The organism is Cupriavidus sp. OTU4054 (genome assembly GCF_038440175.1).
GTDB lineage: Bacteria > Pseudomonadota > Gammaproteobacteria > Burkholderiales > Burkholderiaceae > Cupriavidus > Cupriavidus pauculus_D.
Map to the genome: position 1 here is coordinate 270,575 of NZ_JASATF010000004.1, position 13,731 is coordinate 284,305.

Sequence of the window (13,731 nt, forward strand, 5' to 3'; positions counted from 1 at the left end):
TGGGACTCAACACAAGCCTTCGCCATGGATCTGATGAACAGCATGACGGTATTTGTCCGCGTGGTCGGCTGCGAGAACTTCACTACGGCCGCGGACCAACTGGGCATTTCCACCACGATGGTCAGCAACCATATCCGTGGACTGGAATCGCGGCTCGGGGCCAAGCTGCTGCACCGGACCACGCGCAAGCAGAGCCTGACCGACATCGGGCGAGCCTATTACGAGCAATGCGTCGATATCCTGTCGCGGATCGAGCTCGCCGAGACGAGCGTGCGCGAACAACGGGCCAATCCCAAAGGCCTGCTCCGGATCAGCGCCGTGGTGAGTCTGAGCGCCCACACGCTCGTGCCGCTGATGGCGCAATACATCGAGACCTATCCGGAAGTGGAGGTCGAACTGATCTTCAGCGACGAGGTCGTGGACCTGATCGAAGGTGGATTCGATGCGGGCATCCGCTACGGTGATTTGCCCGACAGCGGGCTCGTCGCGCGCGAACTGGGCAAGACCCGGCTCGTTGCCTGCGCTTCACCCGCCTATCTCGAGCGGCATGGCGCGCCGGAATCCCTTGACGACCTGCGAAGACATACGTGCCTGGCCTTCCATAACACCGTCGCGCAATGGCATTGGAAGTTCGGCAGCGGCGAATCCACCGCCGTCGCAACACGCGGCCGGTTCAGCACCAACAATATGCCGGCCCTGCGAACGGCCGCGCTCGAGGGACTCGGCATTGCCATGCTGCCCCGCGATCTGGCGAACGCCGATATCCGCGAAGGACGCCTGAGACCATTGCTGGAATCGTTTGGCTCGCCCGGTCGGCCGCTGCATATCGTCTATATGCCGGACCGGCTGATGACCCGCAAACTATCCAGCCTGATCGATTTCCTCGTCGCCCATTTCCCGAAATAGCCGTCCCGGTCAGGACGCCGTCACGCCGCCCCACAGATCGACAGGCCCGAGGCGGTCCGCGCCCTGCGTATCGAGCATCCAGCCTGGATACTCGGGCGGCAGCGCGCTGACGGCGTCGATCGCGGCGATCTCGTCGCGCGACAGTTCGATCCGGGTGGCTTCCAGGTTATCGGTCAGCTGGTCGATCCGTTTGGCACCGACGATGACGCTGGTCACCACGTCGCGCGATAGCAGCCATGCCAGCGCAATACGCGCAACACTGCATTCATGCGTGCGGGCGATGGGCGCCAGCACGTCGAGCACGTCCCACGCGCGCGCCTTGTCGACGATCGGGAAATCGAATTCGGAGCGGCGAGAGCCTTCCGGGTTCTGATTGTTGCGGCTGAACCGTCCTGAAAGCAGGCCGCCGGCCAGTGGACTCCACACCATCAAACCGAGCTTCTCGTGCTGCATCAGCGGAACCAGTTCCCGCTCCAGATCCCGCCCGGCCACGGAGTAGTACGCCTGTACGGTCGCAAACCGTGCATAGTTTTTCGCGTTCGAGATGCCAAGCGCCGTGGCGATTCGCCACGCGGCCCAGTTGGAGACGCCGATGTACCGCACCTTGCCCTGCGTGACCAGATCGTCGAGCGCGCGCAGGGTTTCCTCGATCGGCGTGACGGTGTCGGTGGCATGAATCTGATACAGATCGATATGATCGGTGCCCAGGCGCCGGAGGCTCGCGTGAACGGCATCCATCAGATGTCCGCGCGACGCGCCAACATCGTTGCGCCCCGGCCCCATGCGGCTGTAACCCTTGGTAGCGAGCACGTACGCCGTGCGCGGCACATCCAGGTTCTTGAACGCCTGCCCAAGGATCGACTCGCTTTCGCCGCCGGAATAGACATCCGCCGTATCAAAGAAATTGATCCCCGCATCGAGACTCGCCTTGACGAGCGTGTCCGCCAGTTCCTGACCGACGTTGCCGATATGCTTGTAAATGCCTTGTCCGCTGCTGAACGTCATCGTCCCCAGGCAGAGCTGGGACACGAGAAGTCCGGTATTGCCAAGCTGCTTGTATTGCATGGTTTCTCCCTCTGATTGAAGCGATCAGCGCAATGTAGTGCGCCTGCAGAAGGAGAAACAGCGTTGGCAGGTTAAAGGATATTCAAGTCTCGATTGACAATGTCAGGGCGCGAAGGGCTTCCCCATGGGCTTGAGCCGAATGCCGGGCGCCAGGCGTGTCCACGGCAGATCCGCGGGATCGGCCGTCATCGGGCCGGGGGCCTTTGCCACGAGCACCGCATGCGCTGTGCCCTGGAAGTCCGCCCGGAAATGGACCGAGCTCTTGTTCACGAGGATCTTCATCGCCTCCGGCTCGACGCCGCCAACGCGATAGAGATTGCGATCGAGCATCTGCGCCTTGCCGCCGCTGACAACGACCTGCACACCATCGATCCCCAGCAGCGCCACCGGTCCCACATCGGCGAGCATGCCGTGCATCATCGGGCCACCGAACCGGCAAACGCCGTCCGACAGCTTCAGCACCTCGAAGCGCGCCTGCAATGGCGCGTCGCCGGGCACCCCGGACACGCCACCGAGCGCCACGTCGATCGTGGCGCCAACGCCCGCGCGATGCGCCGCCGCCGCGGCCGCCGGGTCCCATATCAACCCGATGGCCGCGCCCTGCGCGCCGTTGCGCAATAGCGCACGCAGCATGCCCATCGTATTGGAGTCGCCGCCGGCGCCGGGGTTGTCCTGCGTATCGGCGATGACCACCGGGCGCGTGGCGCCCTCCGCCATGCGCATGGCCTCGCGGACGGCCTCGTCCGGCGAGAGGAACGGCACCTCCCACGCGGACTCCTCGGCCAGCATCTTGTCGTAAAGCACCTGCACCGCGGCATCGGCGACCGCTGCATCCTCGGCGTACCCCCAGATCACGGGCCCGCACTCGGGGAAGTCGGCGGCCGGGAAACCCGGGGCGAACGACAGCGAGACGACGCCATCGGACTCCAGCTCGGCCAGCGCCGCATACAACCCGCGCGCCGGTTCCAGCATCGTGCACATGCCGTTGATCGGAATGAGGAATGGCAACCGGCGCGCGGCGGCCCGCCAGCGTCGCGGGCTCTTCAAGAGCGCCTGCAACAGCTCTGCCGCGCGCACCCCGGTTTCCGCCATATCGACATGCGGATACGTGCGGTACGCCACCAGCGCGTCGGCGGCATCGAGCATGCGTTGCGTGACATTGGCGTGGAGGTCGAGCGAAGCCACCAGCGGCACATCGGGGCCGATCGCGCCGCGCACGCGCGCCAGCAATTCGCCTTCGCCATCGTCGGCATGCTCGGCGACCATCGCGCCATGCAGGTCGAGATACACCGCATCGAAACCGCCGTCGCGGGCCGCTTCGACGATCTCGCCGGCGATGCGCTCGAAGGCGTCCTCGGTAACGTGCGCCGACGGGCTCGCGCCGGCCCAGATCACGGGGCTCAGCGACCAGCCGTTGCGTTCCGCGGCCTGGATGAAACCGCCGGCCGGAATGTTCACATCGCGCAGTGCCAGCACATCGCCGCCGCGCACCATCGCGGGAAAGCCCTCTCCCCGCTCGAAGCTCGCGTAGGTGGCCTTGGACGGCGCAAACGTATTGGTCTCGTGCTGGAAACCGGCAATCAGGATTCGGGGTGCCACGGGGCTCTCCATGTTCAATGTCATCTTAGATCGCGGCCGGACTGGCCTGGGGCGCGGGCATGCGGCTGGCGACGAGCGTCACGGCACCGGCCACCAGCAGGGCCACCATCACGAGCAGGCCAGCCTGCATGCTGCCTGTGGTCGTGCGCACCCAGCCGATGATCGTCGGACTCAGGAAGCCGCCGATGAGGCCAATGGTATTGATCAGCGCGATGCCGCCCGCCGCGGCGTCGCCTTTCAGGTATTGCGAAGGAATGGCCCAGAACACCGTGTAGGCGGTCCACATCATCGCCGTGGCAATCGTCATGCAGAGCAGCGACACCGCGAGGTTGCCGCTGAAGAGCGTGGCCACCGCCAGCGCGGCGGCGCCGATAAAGGCGGGCACCGCGCTATGCAGCCGCCGTTCACCGCGCCGGTCCGAACGCCTGCCGATGACGATCATCGCCATGGCGGCCGCGATATACGGAATCATCGAATAGAGGCCGATCTGCATGGTGTCGGTGACGCCATCCGCCTTGAGGATGCTGGGGAGCCAGAAGCTCACCGCGTAGATGCCGCAGATCATCGTGAAGTAGGCGAAGGCCAGCAGGTAGACACGCGGGTCGCGCGCGACCTGGCCGAACGAATGGTGGCCGCCGGCGGGCGAGCGCAACGCTTGGGCGATCATGCGCTTTTCTTCGTCGGTGAGCCACCTGGCATCGGCGGGCCGGTCCGCCAGCACGCGCAGCGCCAGGGCGCCGAGCAGGACGCAAGGCAGGCCCTCGACGAGGAACATCCATTGCCAGCCGGCGAGGCCGTGCGCGCCCGAGAGCGCCGTCATCAGCCACGTCGACAGGGGCGAGCCGAAGATGCCGCCGAGCGGACCCGCCAGCATCACGACGGCCATCACGCGCGCCATGCGCTGCTGCCCGTACCAGTACGTGAGGTAGAAGATCATGCCGGGAGCAAAGCCGGCCTCGAACACGCCCAGCAGAAAGCGCATCACGTAGAACGTGGTCTCGTCGCGCACGAACATCATGCAGGCCGAGGTCAGACCCCAGAGCACCAGAATACGGCTGATCGTCTTGCGCGCGCCGATCCGGGGAAGCAGCAGGTTACTGGGGATTTCGAACAACACGTAACCGAAGAAAAAGATGCCGGCGCCGAGGCCGTACACCGCATCGGACAGGCCCAGGTCGCTCTGCATCTGCAGCTTGGCGAAACCGATGTTGACGCGGTCGAGGTAGGCAAACGTGTAGCAGAGCAGCAGGAACGGCAGCAGGCGCCAGTTCAGTTTCCGGTACAGGGCCTGTTGCGCGGCGCTATCGTGCGCCGGCGTGCTACGCGGAGGCAGTGTGGGGGTCATGCAGGTTACTCCCTTGGTCGTTCGTGGATGCGATGAACGTTGTGCTGGTGCGCTCTTTTAGTTTTCGAGCATCGTGCGGCAGTTGAAATGGCATGGCAAGAGCAACCGAAGTCGGCTATCGTTGCTCATCCGGCAACACTCATCTTCACGCGGAAGTCGATATGCGAGAACTGAACCAGCGCAGGCTGCGCTATTTCCACGAGGTACTGACGCACGGATCGATCCGCGGCGCGGCGGACAGCATCAACACGTCGCCTTCCGTCATTGCCCGACAGATACGCCTGCTGGAGGAGGAAGTGGGCGCGGCCCTGTTCGACCGCCACGCGCGCGGCGTGCAGCCCACCGAAGTCGCGCAGCATCTGCTGGAATACTGGCAAGGCTGTCGTGCCCAACATGAACTGTTCGAAGACCGCCTGCAGGCATTGCGCGGCCTGCAGCATGGCCAGGTGCGCATTGCGACCAGCGAAGGCTACGTCGATAGCCTGATGGATGAAGTGCTCACCGATTTCTGCGCGCGGTACCCGCGACTCGATGTCACCGTGGATACGCTGCCCGTCAACAACGTGCTACAGGAGGTGGCGGACAGCCGCGCGCATATCGGCCTGGCGTACAACCCGCCCTCGCACGCGGACGTGCGCTGGGTGGCCACGTCATCGCAGCCGGTGGTGCTGCTCGTCCATACCAACCACCCGCTCGCGTTGCGCGGCACGAAAGTCGATGTCCATGAGCTGAACGACTTTCCGCTGGCGATGATGCCGCCCGCATTCGGGCTCGGACAGATCGTGCAGATGCTGTCGTACGCCGAAAACATCCAGATCCGCCCGACGCTGACGACCAATTCGCTCGCCGTGTTGCGGCACTTCGTCAAACGCCATCACGGCATCACGCTGATGGGCGCGTTTGCCGCCTATCACGAGCTGGGTTCGGGTGAACTGGTCACGCTGCCCATCGCGCATCCGCTGTTCGAATCGGCCAAGGCGCAGTTGCTCGTCAAGAACGGAAGGCCGCTGGGCGTGGCGGCCAACGCCCTGCTCGAACGTATCCGGCGCGACATGCCGATGTTCGCTGCGCCGGCGCCCCGCCGGCGGGCAAAGCCCCCCGGACGCAAGCCGCCTCGCGCGTAGGGATGCGCGCGTAGGCATGCGCGCAGCTACGCAGCCGCGCGGGCGAGCGCCGCCGCAAACTGCCCGTATGCACGCAGGGGCCGGCCAAGGATACGCGTCAACCGCTCGACATCCCCCGCTTCCGGCACCATGCCGTCGCTCACGTATCGCTCCGCCATCAAGCGCATTTCGTAAGCCATCCACGCCGGCAGGAAGTTGGCGAGGTTGGCCTCGAAAGCCGTTGGATCATCCCCGCCGTAAGCGATCGTGCGGCCGGTGATGTCCGACCATATCGCGGCCAGGCCGCTGCCGGTCAGCGTGTCGGGACCCACCAGATTGAAGGCTTCGCTGGGCAGGTCTTCCGGCCCGTCATGGCGGCGGATCAGTTCGAGCGCCGCCACCTCGGCGATGTCGCCGGTATCGACCATGGCGACGTCCCTGCCGCCGACGGGCATGGGGTACACGCCGTGTCGAAGGATGACGTCCTTCACCATATGCTCGTTGTCCATGAAATAAGCCGGCCGCAGCACGGTCGCGCTGAAGCCGGCGTGTTCGATCAGCCGCTCGACCGCGAGCTTCACGGCGAAGTGCGGCACGTTCGCGAAGCGCTCCGCGTGCATGACCGACAGATAGACGATGCGCCGCACCCCGGACTCGCGGGCGATATTGAGGACGGTGAACGCCTGGGTGAATTCGTCTCCCGCCACGGCATTGAGCAGGAACAGCGTCCGCACGCCGACGAAGGCTTTCCGCAACGCGGCAATGTCGAGCATATCGCCTTGAACGATATCCACCTCTGGCGGGAGCCCTGCCTTGGATGGATCCCGGACGAGCGCGCGGACATTGGCACCGCGCTGCACGAGTTGGCCCACGACTTGGCGCCCGACGCGCCCTGTTGCACCGGTGATAAGGATGGTCATGCTGTTCTCCTGACGAAAGTTGGCTAAGAAAATTGCACTTGCCAGGAAACAGTAATCGATCCATATTCGCTCCGGTAGCCGTCAAAATTGAACGCGTCGTCCCAAAAATGGAACACCTCGATCTCCTCGCGCTGGCCGATTTCAACCTCGTCGCCCGCCACGAAAGCCTGGGCGCCGCGGCGCGCGCGACCGGGCGGCCCAAGGCCACGCTATCGCGCAAGATCGCCGAGCTGGAGGACAGCCTCTCGCTGCGGCTCTTCGAACGCGGGCCCCGGGGTCTCGCGCTCACGCAGGAAGGACACGCGCTATATGCGCGGACGGGGGCGCTGCTCGCCGAGATCGCGGAGAGCGCGTCGGCGATCGCCTCCGGGAGCGAACGGCCTCGCGGGCGTCTGCGCATCACCGCGCCGGCGCTGTTCTCCCAGATCGCGATGGGGAAGCTCATCGCGACATTCGCGCGGAAGTATCCCGAGGTACGGCTGGAAGTCACGACGGAGGACCGCAGCGTGGACATGCTCGCGGAGGGCTACGACCTCGCGATCCGCGTCAACCCGGACCGCGATGAAGACCTCATCGGCCGCATCTTCGTTCGCGACCGATTGGTGGTCGTCGCGGCGCACGATCTGCACCGCCCGCGCAAGGCCGATCGCCCCGTCCCGGCCATCGTCCGACAGGAAAGCGAGCAGCGTTCGTCCTGGGAGGTCACCACGCGCGCGGGTCAGGTCCGGCTTCCCATCACGCCCGTGGCAGTGCTCTCGTCCCTGTTCCTGATACGCGATGCGGTCCGGCTCGGGATGGGCGCCGCCTGCCTGCCGTTGTCGATGGTGAGCGCGGACCTCGCGTCGGGCGCGCTGTCGCGCTGGGGCGATATCGCGGGCACGGAGGTCGCGTTATGGGCGCTCTATCCGTCGCGGCGGCATCTCAGCATCCGCGTCACCGCATTCCTCGACCACCTGAAGGAGGCCTTCCCGTCAGGCACGCCCGAGGAGCTGGCGGCGTATATCCGCCCTATCGCGTAGTGCGTTGCCCGCCCGCGCCGACTTCGAAAACCATGTGCCGTTGCAGCCGTTGGTGGAGCCATCTGTGGGCGCGGCCGCGGCTCGCTGACCTGCGCCATACGAGGTCGACGCCGACGAGCCAGTCCGTATGCGGATACGCCGCCAGCTGCAGCTCGACGAGATCGCCTCGCGCCAGTTCATCGCGAATCAGCTGCCGCGGCAGCGTCGCCCAGCCGAGACCGTTGCTGACCATCTCCATCAGCGCGAGATAGCTTTCCGCCTGCCAGGTGCGCGCCGCGCGAAGGTACTCCGTCGTCGGCAGCTTGTTTGCGTGCGCGGTGAAGGCAAGGCGACGATAGGCATGCAGATCCTCGAACGACACGCGATCGAGAGAGGCCAGCGGGTGCTCGGGATGCGTAACGTGGACCATGATCAGCTTGCCGAGCTGCACGAAGTCGAGCTCGGGCGAATAACCGGGCTGCGCGAACGCAATGCCAACCTCGGCGTCTCCTTTCAACACCAGTTCACTCACGTCACCCGACATAGGATTGCGAATGGTCAGGTCGACGTAGGGGAATTCGCGTTCGAAATCCATCAGGACCGGCATGACGGTGTTGTAGGGGATCTCGATCGCAAGCGTGAGCTCGGCGGGATTCGCACCCGCCAGGCTCGCGGCATGCGCTTCGAGCGACCGGCAGCGCTCGAGGACGGCGGTGGCCTCCCCCAGCAGCGTGCGGCCCGCCTCCGTGACGGTGGGGATCTTGTGAGTTCGATCGAACAACGTGACGCCGAGGTCGATCTCCAGGTTGGAGATGGCGCTGCTGATCGTCGATTGTGTCTTTCCCAGCCGTCGCGCCGCCGCGGAAAACGACCCCGTTTCCACAACGACGACGAACACCTGCACCTGCTCCAGCGAAAACCGCATAGCCCTTTTCCATCGAAAAAATCGATGGCTGTTGATTTGGTTGGATGACGTCTCCGATGGATCATGCCCTAGCGACGCCGGTGCGGGCAACAACGCGAGGTTCGCGTGATGCGGCGCCCTGTCTTCGTGCATGTCGCGCACATATCTGGGGCAGCGGGAATTCCGCTGCCCCCATCATCAGCGAGGGAGAGGGCGAATGAGCAAGAGCACCGCGGTGGACCCGGTGGACGAGGTGCTGCCGGCGAGGCAGCTGGCAAGTTACGGCTTGCAGCATGTACTGGTGATGTATGCGGGCGCTGTCGCGGTGCCGTTGATCCTTGGCAGTGCGCTCGGCCTGTCCTCGGCGCAGGTCGTCACCCTGATCAATGCGAATCTGCTGACGTCGGGCATCGCGACGATCCTCCAGTGCCTCGGCATATGGAAGTTCGGCGCGCGCCTGCCGCTGATCCAGGGCTGCTCCTTTATCGCGTTGGCGCCGATGATCATGATCGGACAGCAGTACGGGCTGACCGTCGTGTTCGGCTCGGTCATCGCGGCGGGCGCGGCCACGATTGCGCTGGCGCCGGTGTTCAGCCGGCTGCTCCGCTTTTTTCCGCCGGTGGTCATCGGCAGCCTGATCACGATCATCGGTGTATCGCTGATGCCGGCGGCCGCCATCTGGCTCGGCGGCGGCGACCCTGGCGCGCCCGGATTTGGCAGCGTACCGAACCTCCTGCTGGGTGCCGCCACGATTGTGGTCACGCTCGTGATCAACGCGCGCTTCCGCGGCATCGTGGGGAATCTGTCGGTGTTGCTGGGGCTGGTGGCGGGAACGATCATCGCCACCGCGTTCGGGCTGACCGACTTCTCTCATGTCGGCAGCGCCGCCTGGTTCGAGATCAGCGCGCCGTTCGCTTTCGGCATGCCGGAGTTCCGCCTGGCGCCCGCGCTCATCATGGTGCTGGCGATGCTGATCATCATGGCGGAGACCACGGGCAACTGCCTGGCCATCGGCAAGATCGTCGGCAAACCGGCGGATCAGCAAACGCTCGGTAACGCGTTTCGCGCCGATGGCCTCTCCACGATGCTTGGCGGCATCTTCAACAGCTTTCCGTACAACGCCTTCACGCAGAACACCGGCCTCATCGCGCTGTCCGGCGTCAAGAGCCGCTATGTCGTGGCGACGGCCGGCGTCATCATGGTGTTGATGGGCCTGTTCCCCAAGCTCGGGGCCTTGATTGCCTCGGTCCCCCGCCCCGTTCTGGGCGGCTGTGCCATCGTGATGTTCGGCATGACGACCGTCGCGGGCATCCAGGAGCTGTCGCGCGTGAAGTTCGACGGCACGCGCAATGCGATCGTTGTCGCGGTCTCGATCAGTGTCGGCGTGCTGCCCATGTCGTTTCCCGCGTTGTTCGCGCACGTCAGCGGCACGTTGAAGCTGGTGCTGGAGAGCGGCATCTTCCTCGGCGGCATGACCGCGATCCTCCTCAACGTACTGCTGAATGGCAAGTCACTGCAAGGCACGGCCTTGCATCCGAACACCAACCCTCTGGAAGAACGCGATGAGTATCCCGCCCCTTGAAAGAACGTCCGAAGCCGAAACGCCCGACGCCGTCCGCGCACGCGATCTCGATTTGCTTCGGAAGTCGATTGCCGAGTCGTACCGATCGCGGGAACGCGGCCGCCATCCGTTCGCGGCCCTCGTGGCCGACGAAGCAGGAAACATCGTATCGGCGGCAGGCAACAACTCGATGCCTCCCGAAGGCGATCCGACCCAGCACGCCGAACTCGCGGCCGCGGCGGCGGCCGCGCGCGTGCTGACGCCCGAAGCGCTGGCGCGATGCACGCTCTACACGAGCGCGGAACCGTGCTGCATGTGCGCGGGGGCGATCTACTGGACGGGCATCGGCCGCGTCGTCTATGCGCTGTCCGAGCACACGCTCCTCGGTCTCACCGGCGATCATCCCGAGAACCCGACGTTCTCGTTGCCGTGCCGCGAGGTCTTCGCGCGCGGCCAGCGGCGCGTGGAGGTCGCGGGTCCGATGCTCGAAGAGGAAGCCGCCCGCGCGCACGAGGGCTTCTGGAAGTGACGGGCCGGACATGGTGGAGCGCGACTTGTTTCAAACCTCCAGCCACTCCTTCCGCACGACCGCATTCCCCTTGAGCTCCGCGGGCGTCCCCTCGAACACGATCTGTCCATGCCCCATCACGTACACGCGTTGGGAAATATCGAGCGCGATGGCGAGTTTCTGTTCGATCAGCAGGACCGAGATGCCGCGTTCGCGGAGCGCGCGGAGGGATTCGGCGACCTGGGCCACGATCAGCGGGGCGAGCCCTTCCGTGGGTTCGTCGATCAGCACGAGGTCCGGGTCGCCCATCAGCGTGCGGCACAGCGTGAGCATTTGCTGCTCGCCGCCGGAGAGCACGCCGGCGGGCGTGTGTTCGCGTTCGCGCAGGCGCGGGAACATCCGGTACATGTCGTCGAGGCACCAGCGCGGCTTCGGTTGGCGCGGGTTGCGTTTTTCGCCGAGCTGCAGGTTCTGCCGCACCGTCAGCGTCGGGAAAATATCGCGGTTCTCGGGGACGTAGCCGATACCGAGGTGGGCGATCTCGAACGTGCGATGCCCCAGCACATCGGTGCCACGCAGCCTTACCGCCCCCTCCGCGCGTACCATCCCGAGAATCGCCTTCGCGAGCGTCGAGCGGCCCACGCCATTGCGGCCAAGCAGCGCGACGATCTCCCCCTCGCCGATCTGCAGGTCCACGCCATGCAGGATATGGCTCTTGCCGTAGTACGCATGCAGTCTGGCTACATCGAGCATCGGCCCTGCCATTACGCCACCTCCGCATGGTCGTCGAGCGTGGTGCCGAGATACGCCTCCCGGACCTTCGGATTCGCGCGGATTGCCTCGGGCGTGTCGCTGGCGATCACTTCCCCATAGACGAGCACCGAGATCTTGTCCGCGAGCCCGAACACCACGCTCATATCGTGCTCCACCATGATCAGCGTCTTGCCCGCCGTCACCCTGCGAATCAGCTCCACCGCATGGTCGGACTCGGACCGGCTCATCCCCGCCGTCGGCTCGTCGAGCAGGATCACATCCGCGCCGCCCGCGATCGTGATGCCGATCTCGAGCGCGCGCTGCTCCGCATAGGTCAGCAGCCCGGCCTGCGTCTGGCGCCGATGCGTCATGCCTATCAGCTCGAGCACCTCCTCCGCGCGTAGCCGCGCATCGTGCAGGGCCGACAACCGGTGCCAGAACGAATAGCGATACCCGAGCGCCCAGAGCACCGCGCAGCGCAGGTTCTCGAACACCGACAGCCGATGGAAGATATTCGTGATCTGAAAGCTGCGCGACAGCCCCATCCGATTGATCTCGAACGGCCGCTTGCCCCCGATCTCCTCGCCATTGAGCTTCACCGACCCCGAACTCGGCGCAAAACGTCCCGACATCAGATTGAATGTCGTCGATTTGCCGGCGCCGTTCGGCCCGATCATCGCGTGCCGCTCGCCACGCGGCACGGCCAACGTCACGCCGCGAATGATCTCGGTCTGCCCGAAGCGCTTGCGCACGTCGGTAAGTTCCAACGCGGGCACTCCTGCCGTCATGCCACACCTCCGGTCTCGAACTGGATGCGCTCAAGCGTGGCCCGCACGCGCGCGGCCGCATGCCGCCACGCCAGCGCGCCCACGGCCCACAGCACCGCCGCGACGATCCATGGCACGGGCGTGCCGGCGTCGAACGGTATGCCCAGCAACGACATGGCCGTCCCGCCGGCGCTATCCACCTGCACCTTGTAGATCATCTCGATGGTCAGGATCGCCCCGGCCAGCAGCAGGAGCGCGGCCACCGCGCCCCGTCCGTAGGCGGGCAGCATCTGCCCGAAGCGGCGCGCCGCGATCAGCGGCAACTGACGCAGCAGCACGCTGGCAATGCCGCCCGGCACGAACATCACCATCAGCACGAAGAACAGCCCCAGATACAGCAGCCACGCCTTGGTCAGGTCCGACAGCGCCACCGCGAACAGAATGAACACGATGGCCCCGATCACCGGCCCGAAGAACACCCCCGCGCCGCCGATGAACGTCGCCAGCAACACGCCGCCGGAACGCACCGCGCTGACGTTCTCCGCCGAGACGATCTCGAAGTTGATGGCCGACAATGCCCCCGCGATACCCGCGAAGAACGCGGAGAGAATCAGCACCAGGTAGCGCACGCGCTGCGTGTTGTAGCCGATGAACTCCACGCGCTCGGGGTTGTCGCGTACCGCATTGGCAATGCGCCCGAGCGGCGTCTGCGTCCACGCATACATGCCGATCATCGACACGAGGCACCATGCGGCAATCAGGTAATAGACCTGCCGGCCGGGCCCGAACGTGATGCCGAGGAACGGATCGCCCACGACGCGATTGGTCGAGATACCACCTTCCCCGCCAAAGAAGTCCGGAAACATCAGCGAGCTCGCGAACACCATCTCGCCGATGCCCAGCGTGATCATCGCGAACGTCGTGCCCGACCGCCGTGTGGTCACATAGCCGAACAGCACGCCGAAGAACGCGCCTGCCAATCCTCCCACGAGCGGCAGCATCGATACGGGAAACCACAGCTTGCCCGCGCCGATCATATTGAGCACATGCACCGCGATAAACGCGCCGAGCCCCGAATACACCGCGTGGCCGAACGACAGCATGCCGGTCTGCCCGAGCAGCATGTTGTACGACAGCGCAAAGATGATCATCACGCCCATCTGCGAGAGCAGCGTCACCGCGAACCCGCCCGGAAACAGCAGCGGCAGCACCAGCATGACCAGGGCGGTGAGGCCCCAGATCAGCCAGCGCGCGAGGTTCAGCGGACGGTAATGCATGGTCGTACCGGTCATGGATGCCATC

The 13,731-nt window shown here is 65.3% G+C and carries 13 protein-coding genes; 5 read left to right on the forward strand and 8 right to left on the reverse strand.

Annotation, left to right across the window (positions count from 1 at the left end; translation table 11 throughout):
* The first annotated feature begins 24 nt into the window (after positions 1-24).
* Complete coding sequence (locus tag AAHB16_RS07665; RefSeq protein ID WP_342050531.1) at positions 25-906, forward strand: LysR family transcriptional regulator; 882 nt, start codon at positions 25-27, stop codon at positions 904-906.
* Positions 907-915: 9 nt separating this feature from the next.
* Here AAHB16_RS07665 and AAHB16_RS07670 read toward each other — a convergent pair whose 3' ends face one another.
* The 3 genes from AAHB16_RS07670 to AAHB16_RS07680 form a co-directional block, all read right to left on the reverse strand.
* Positions 916-1,971, reverse strand: coding sequence for an aldo/keto reductase (locus AAHB16_RS07670; RefSeq protein WP_342050532.1), 1,056 nt, complete (start codon positions 1,969-1,971; stop codon positions 916-918).
* A gap of 102 nt (positions 1,972-2,073) precedes the next feature.
* Positions 2,074-3,570, reverse strand: coding sequence for a M81 family metallopeptidase (locus AAHB16_RS07675; protein ID WP_150371553.1), 1,497 nt, complete (start codon positions 3,568-3,570; stop codon positions 2,074-2,076).
* A gap of 25 nt (positions 3,571-3,595) precedes the next feature.
* Complete coding sequence (locus AAHB16_RS07680) at positions 3,596-4,915, reverse strand: MFS transporter (RefSeq protein ID WP_342050533.1); 1,320 nt, start codon at positions 4,913-4,915, stop codon at positions 3,596-3,598.
* Between the two features lie 161 nt (positions 4,916-5,076).
* On the opposite strand from AAHB16_RS07680, the gene AAHB16_RS07685 reads away from it, so the two are divergent.
* Positions 5,077-6,039, forward strand: a complete 963-nt coding sequence (locus AAHB16_RS07685; RefSeq protein WP_342050534.1) for a LysR family transcriptional regulator — start codon at positions 5,077-5,079, stop codon at positions 6,037-6,039.
* A 26-nt stretch (positions 6,040-6,065) separates the two neighbouring features.
* Here AAHB16_RS07685 and AAHB16_RS07690 read toward each other — a convergent pair whose 3' ends face one another.
* Positions 6,066-6,938 (reverse strand): SDR family oxidoreductase, encoded by an 873-nt coding sequence (locus tag AAHB16_RS07690; RefSeq protein WP_342050535.1) that lies wholly within the window; start codon positions 6,936-6,938, stop codon positions 6,066-6,068.
* Between the two features lie 107 nt (positions 6,939-7,045).
* On the opposite strand from AAHB16_RS07690, the gene AAHB16_RS07695 reads away from it, so the two are divergent.
* Positions 7,046-7,957: a LysR family transcriptional regulator gene (locus AAHB16_RS07695; RefSeq protein ID WP_342050536.1), complete on the forward strand. Its 912-nt coding sequence runs from the start codon at positions 7,046-7,048 to the stop codon at positions 7,955-7,957.
* Here the strand turns inward: AAHB16_RS07695 and AAHB16_RS07700 are convergent.
* Positions 7,947-8,861: a LysR family transcriptional regulator gene (locus AAHB16_RS07700; protein WP_342050537.1), complete on the reverse strand. Its 915-nt coding sequence runs from the start codon at positions 8,859-8,861 to the stop codon at positions 7,947-7,949. The genes AAHB16_RS07695 and AAHB16_RS07700 overlap by 11 nt on opposite strands.
* A gap of 196 nt (positions 8,862-9,057) precedes the next feature.
* Between AAHB16_RS07700 and AAHB16_RS07705 the strand changes: the two genes are divergently transcribed.
* Together AAHB16_RS07705 and AAHB16_RS07710 are read left to right on the forward strand one after the other, a co-directional pair.
* The gene (locus AAHB16_RS07705; RefSeq protein WP_342050538.1) at positions 9,058-10,422 is read left to right on the forward strand and encodes a nucleobase:cation symporter-2 family protein; all 1,365 of its coding nucleotides are present in this window, start codon (positions 9,058-9,060) and stop codon (positions 10,420-10,422) included.
* Entirely contained in the window at positions 10,403-10,930 is a 528-nt protein-coding gene (locus AAHB16_RS07710) for a nucleoside deaminase (protein WP_150371547.1), read from the forward strand. The genes AAHB16_RS07705 and AAHB16_RS07710 overlap by 20 nt, the downstream gene beginning before the upstream one ends.
* Positions 10,931-10,960: 30 nt before the next feature.
* Here AAHB16_RS07710 and AAHB16_RS07715 read toward each other — a convergent pair whose 3' ends face one another.
* The 3 genes from AAHB16_RS07715 to AAHB16_RS07725 are packed head-to-tail and all read right to left on the reverse strand — an operon-like array spanning position 10,961 to position 13,730.
* The gene (locus tag AAHB16_RS07715) at positions 10,961-11,674 is read right to left on the reverse strand and encodes an ABC transporter ATP-binding protein (protein WP_342050539.1); all 714 of its coding nucleotides are present in this window, start codon (positions 11,672-11,674) and stop codon (positions 10,961-10,963) included.
* A complete protein-coding gene (locus AAHB16_RS07720; protein ID WP_342050540.1) occupies positions 11,674-12,450 on the reverse strand; it encodes an ABC transporter ATP-binding protein in 777 nt (258 codons plus the stop codon). Before AAHB16_RS07720 ends, AAHB16_RS07715 begins: the two co-directional genes overlap by 1 nt.
* Complete coding sequence (locus AAHB16_RS07725; RefSeq protein ID WP_342050541.1) at positions 12,447-13,730, reverse strand: branched-chain amino acid ABC transporter permease; 1,284 nt, start codon at positions 13,728-13,730, stop codon at positions 12,447-12,449. Before AAHB16_RS07725 ends, AAHB16_RS07720 begins: the two co-directional genes overlap by 4 nt.
* Position 13,731: the final 1 nt, after the last annotated feature.

Excerpts from the sequence above, each read along its gene's own strand:
- AAHB16_RS07685 (WP_342050534.1), top strand. The coding sequence starts at position 5,077 with ATGCGAGAACTGAACCAGCGCAGGCTGCGCTATTTCCACGAGGTACTG.
- AAHB16_RS07710 (WP_150371547.1), top strand. The coding sequence starts at position 10,403 with ATGAGTATCCCGCCCCTTGAAAGAACGTCCGAAGCCGAAACGCCCGAC.
- AAHB16_RS07670 (WP_342050532.1), bottom strand. The coding sequence starts at position 1,971 with ATGCAATACAAGCAGCTTGGCAATACCGGACTTCTCGTGTCCCAGCTC.
- AAHB16_RS07725 (WP_342050541.1), bottom strand. The coding sequence starts at position 13,730 with ATGGCATCCATGACCGGTACGACCATGCATTACCGTCCGCTGAACCTC.
- AAHB16_RS07705 (WP_342050538.1), top strand. The coding sequence starts at position 9,058 with ATGAGCAAGAGCACCGCGGTGGACCCGGTGGACGAGGTGCTGCCGGCG.
- AAHB16_RS07700 (WP_342050537.1), bottom strand. The coding sequence starts at position 8,861 with ATGCGGTTTTCGCTGGAGCAGGTGCAGGTGTTCGTCGTCGTTGTGGAA.
- AAHB16_RS07690 (WP_342050535.1), bottom strand. The coding sequence starts at position 6,938 with ATGACCATCCTTATCACCGGTGCAACAGGGCGCGTCGGGCGCCAAGTC.
- AAHB16_RS07665 (WP_342050531.1), top strand. The coding sequence starts at position 25 with ATGGATCTGATGAACAGCATGACGGTATTTGTCCGCGTGGTCGGCTGC.
- AAHB16_RS07680 (WP_342050533.1), bottom strand. The coding sequence starts at position 4,915 with ATGACCCCCACACTGCCTCCGCGTAGCACGCCGGCGCACGATAGCGCC.
- AAHB16_RS07720 (WP_342050540.1), bottom strand. The coding sequence starts at position 12,450 with ATGACGGCAGGAGTGCCCGCGTTGGAACTTACCGACGTGCGCAAGCGC.
- AAHB16_RS07695 (WP_342050536.1), top strand. The coding sequence starts at position 7,046 with ATGGAACACCTCGATCTCCTCGCGCTGGCCGATTTCAACCTCGTCGCC.
- AAHB16_RS07715 (WP_342050539.1), bottom strand. The coding sequence starts at position 11,674 with ATGGCAGGGCCGATGCTCGATGTAGCCAGACTGCATGCGTACTACGGC.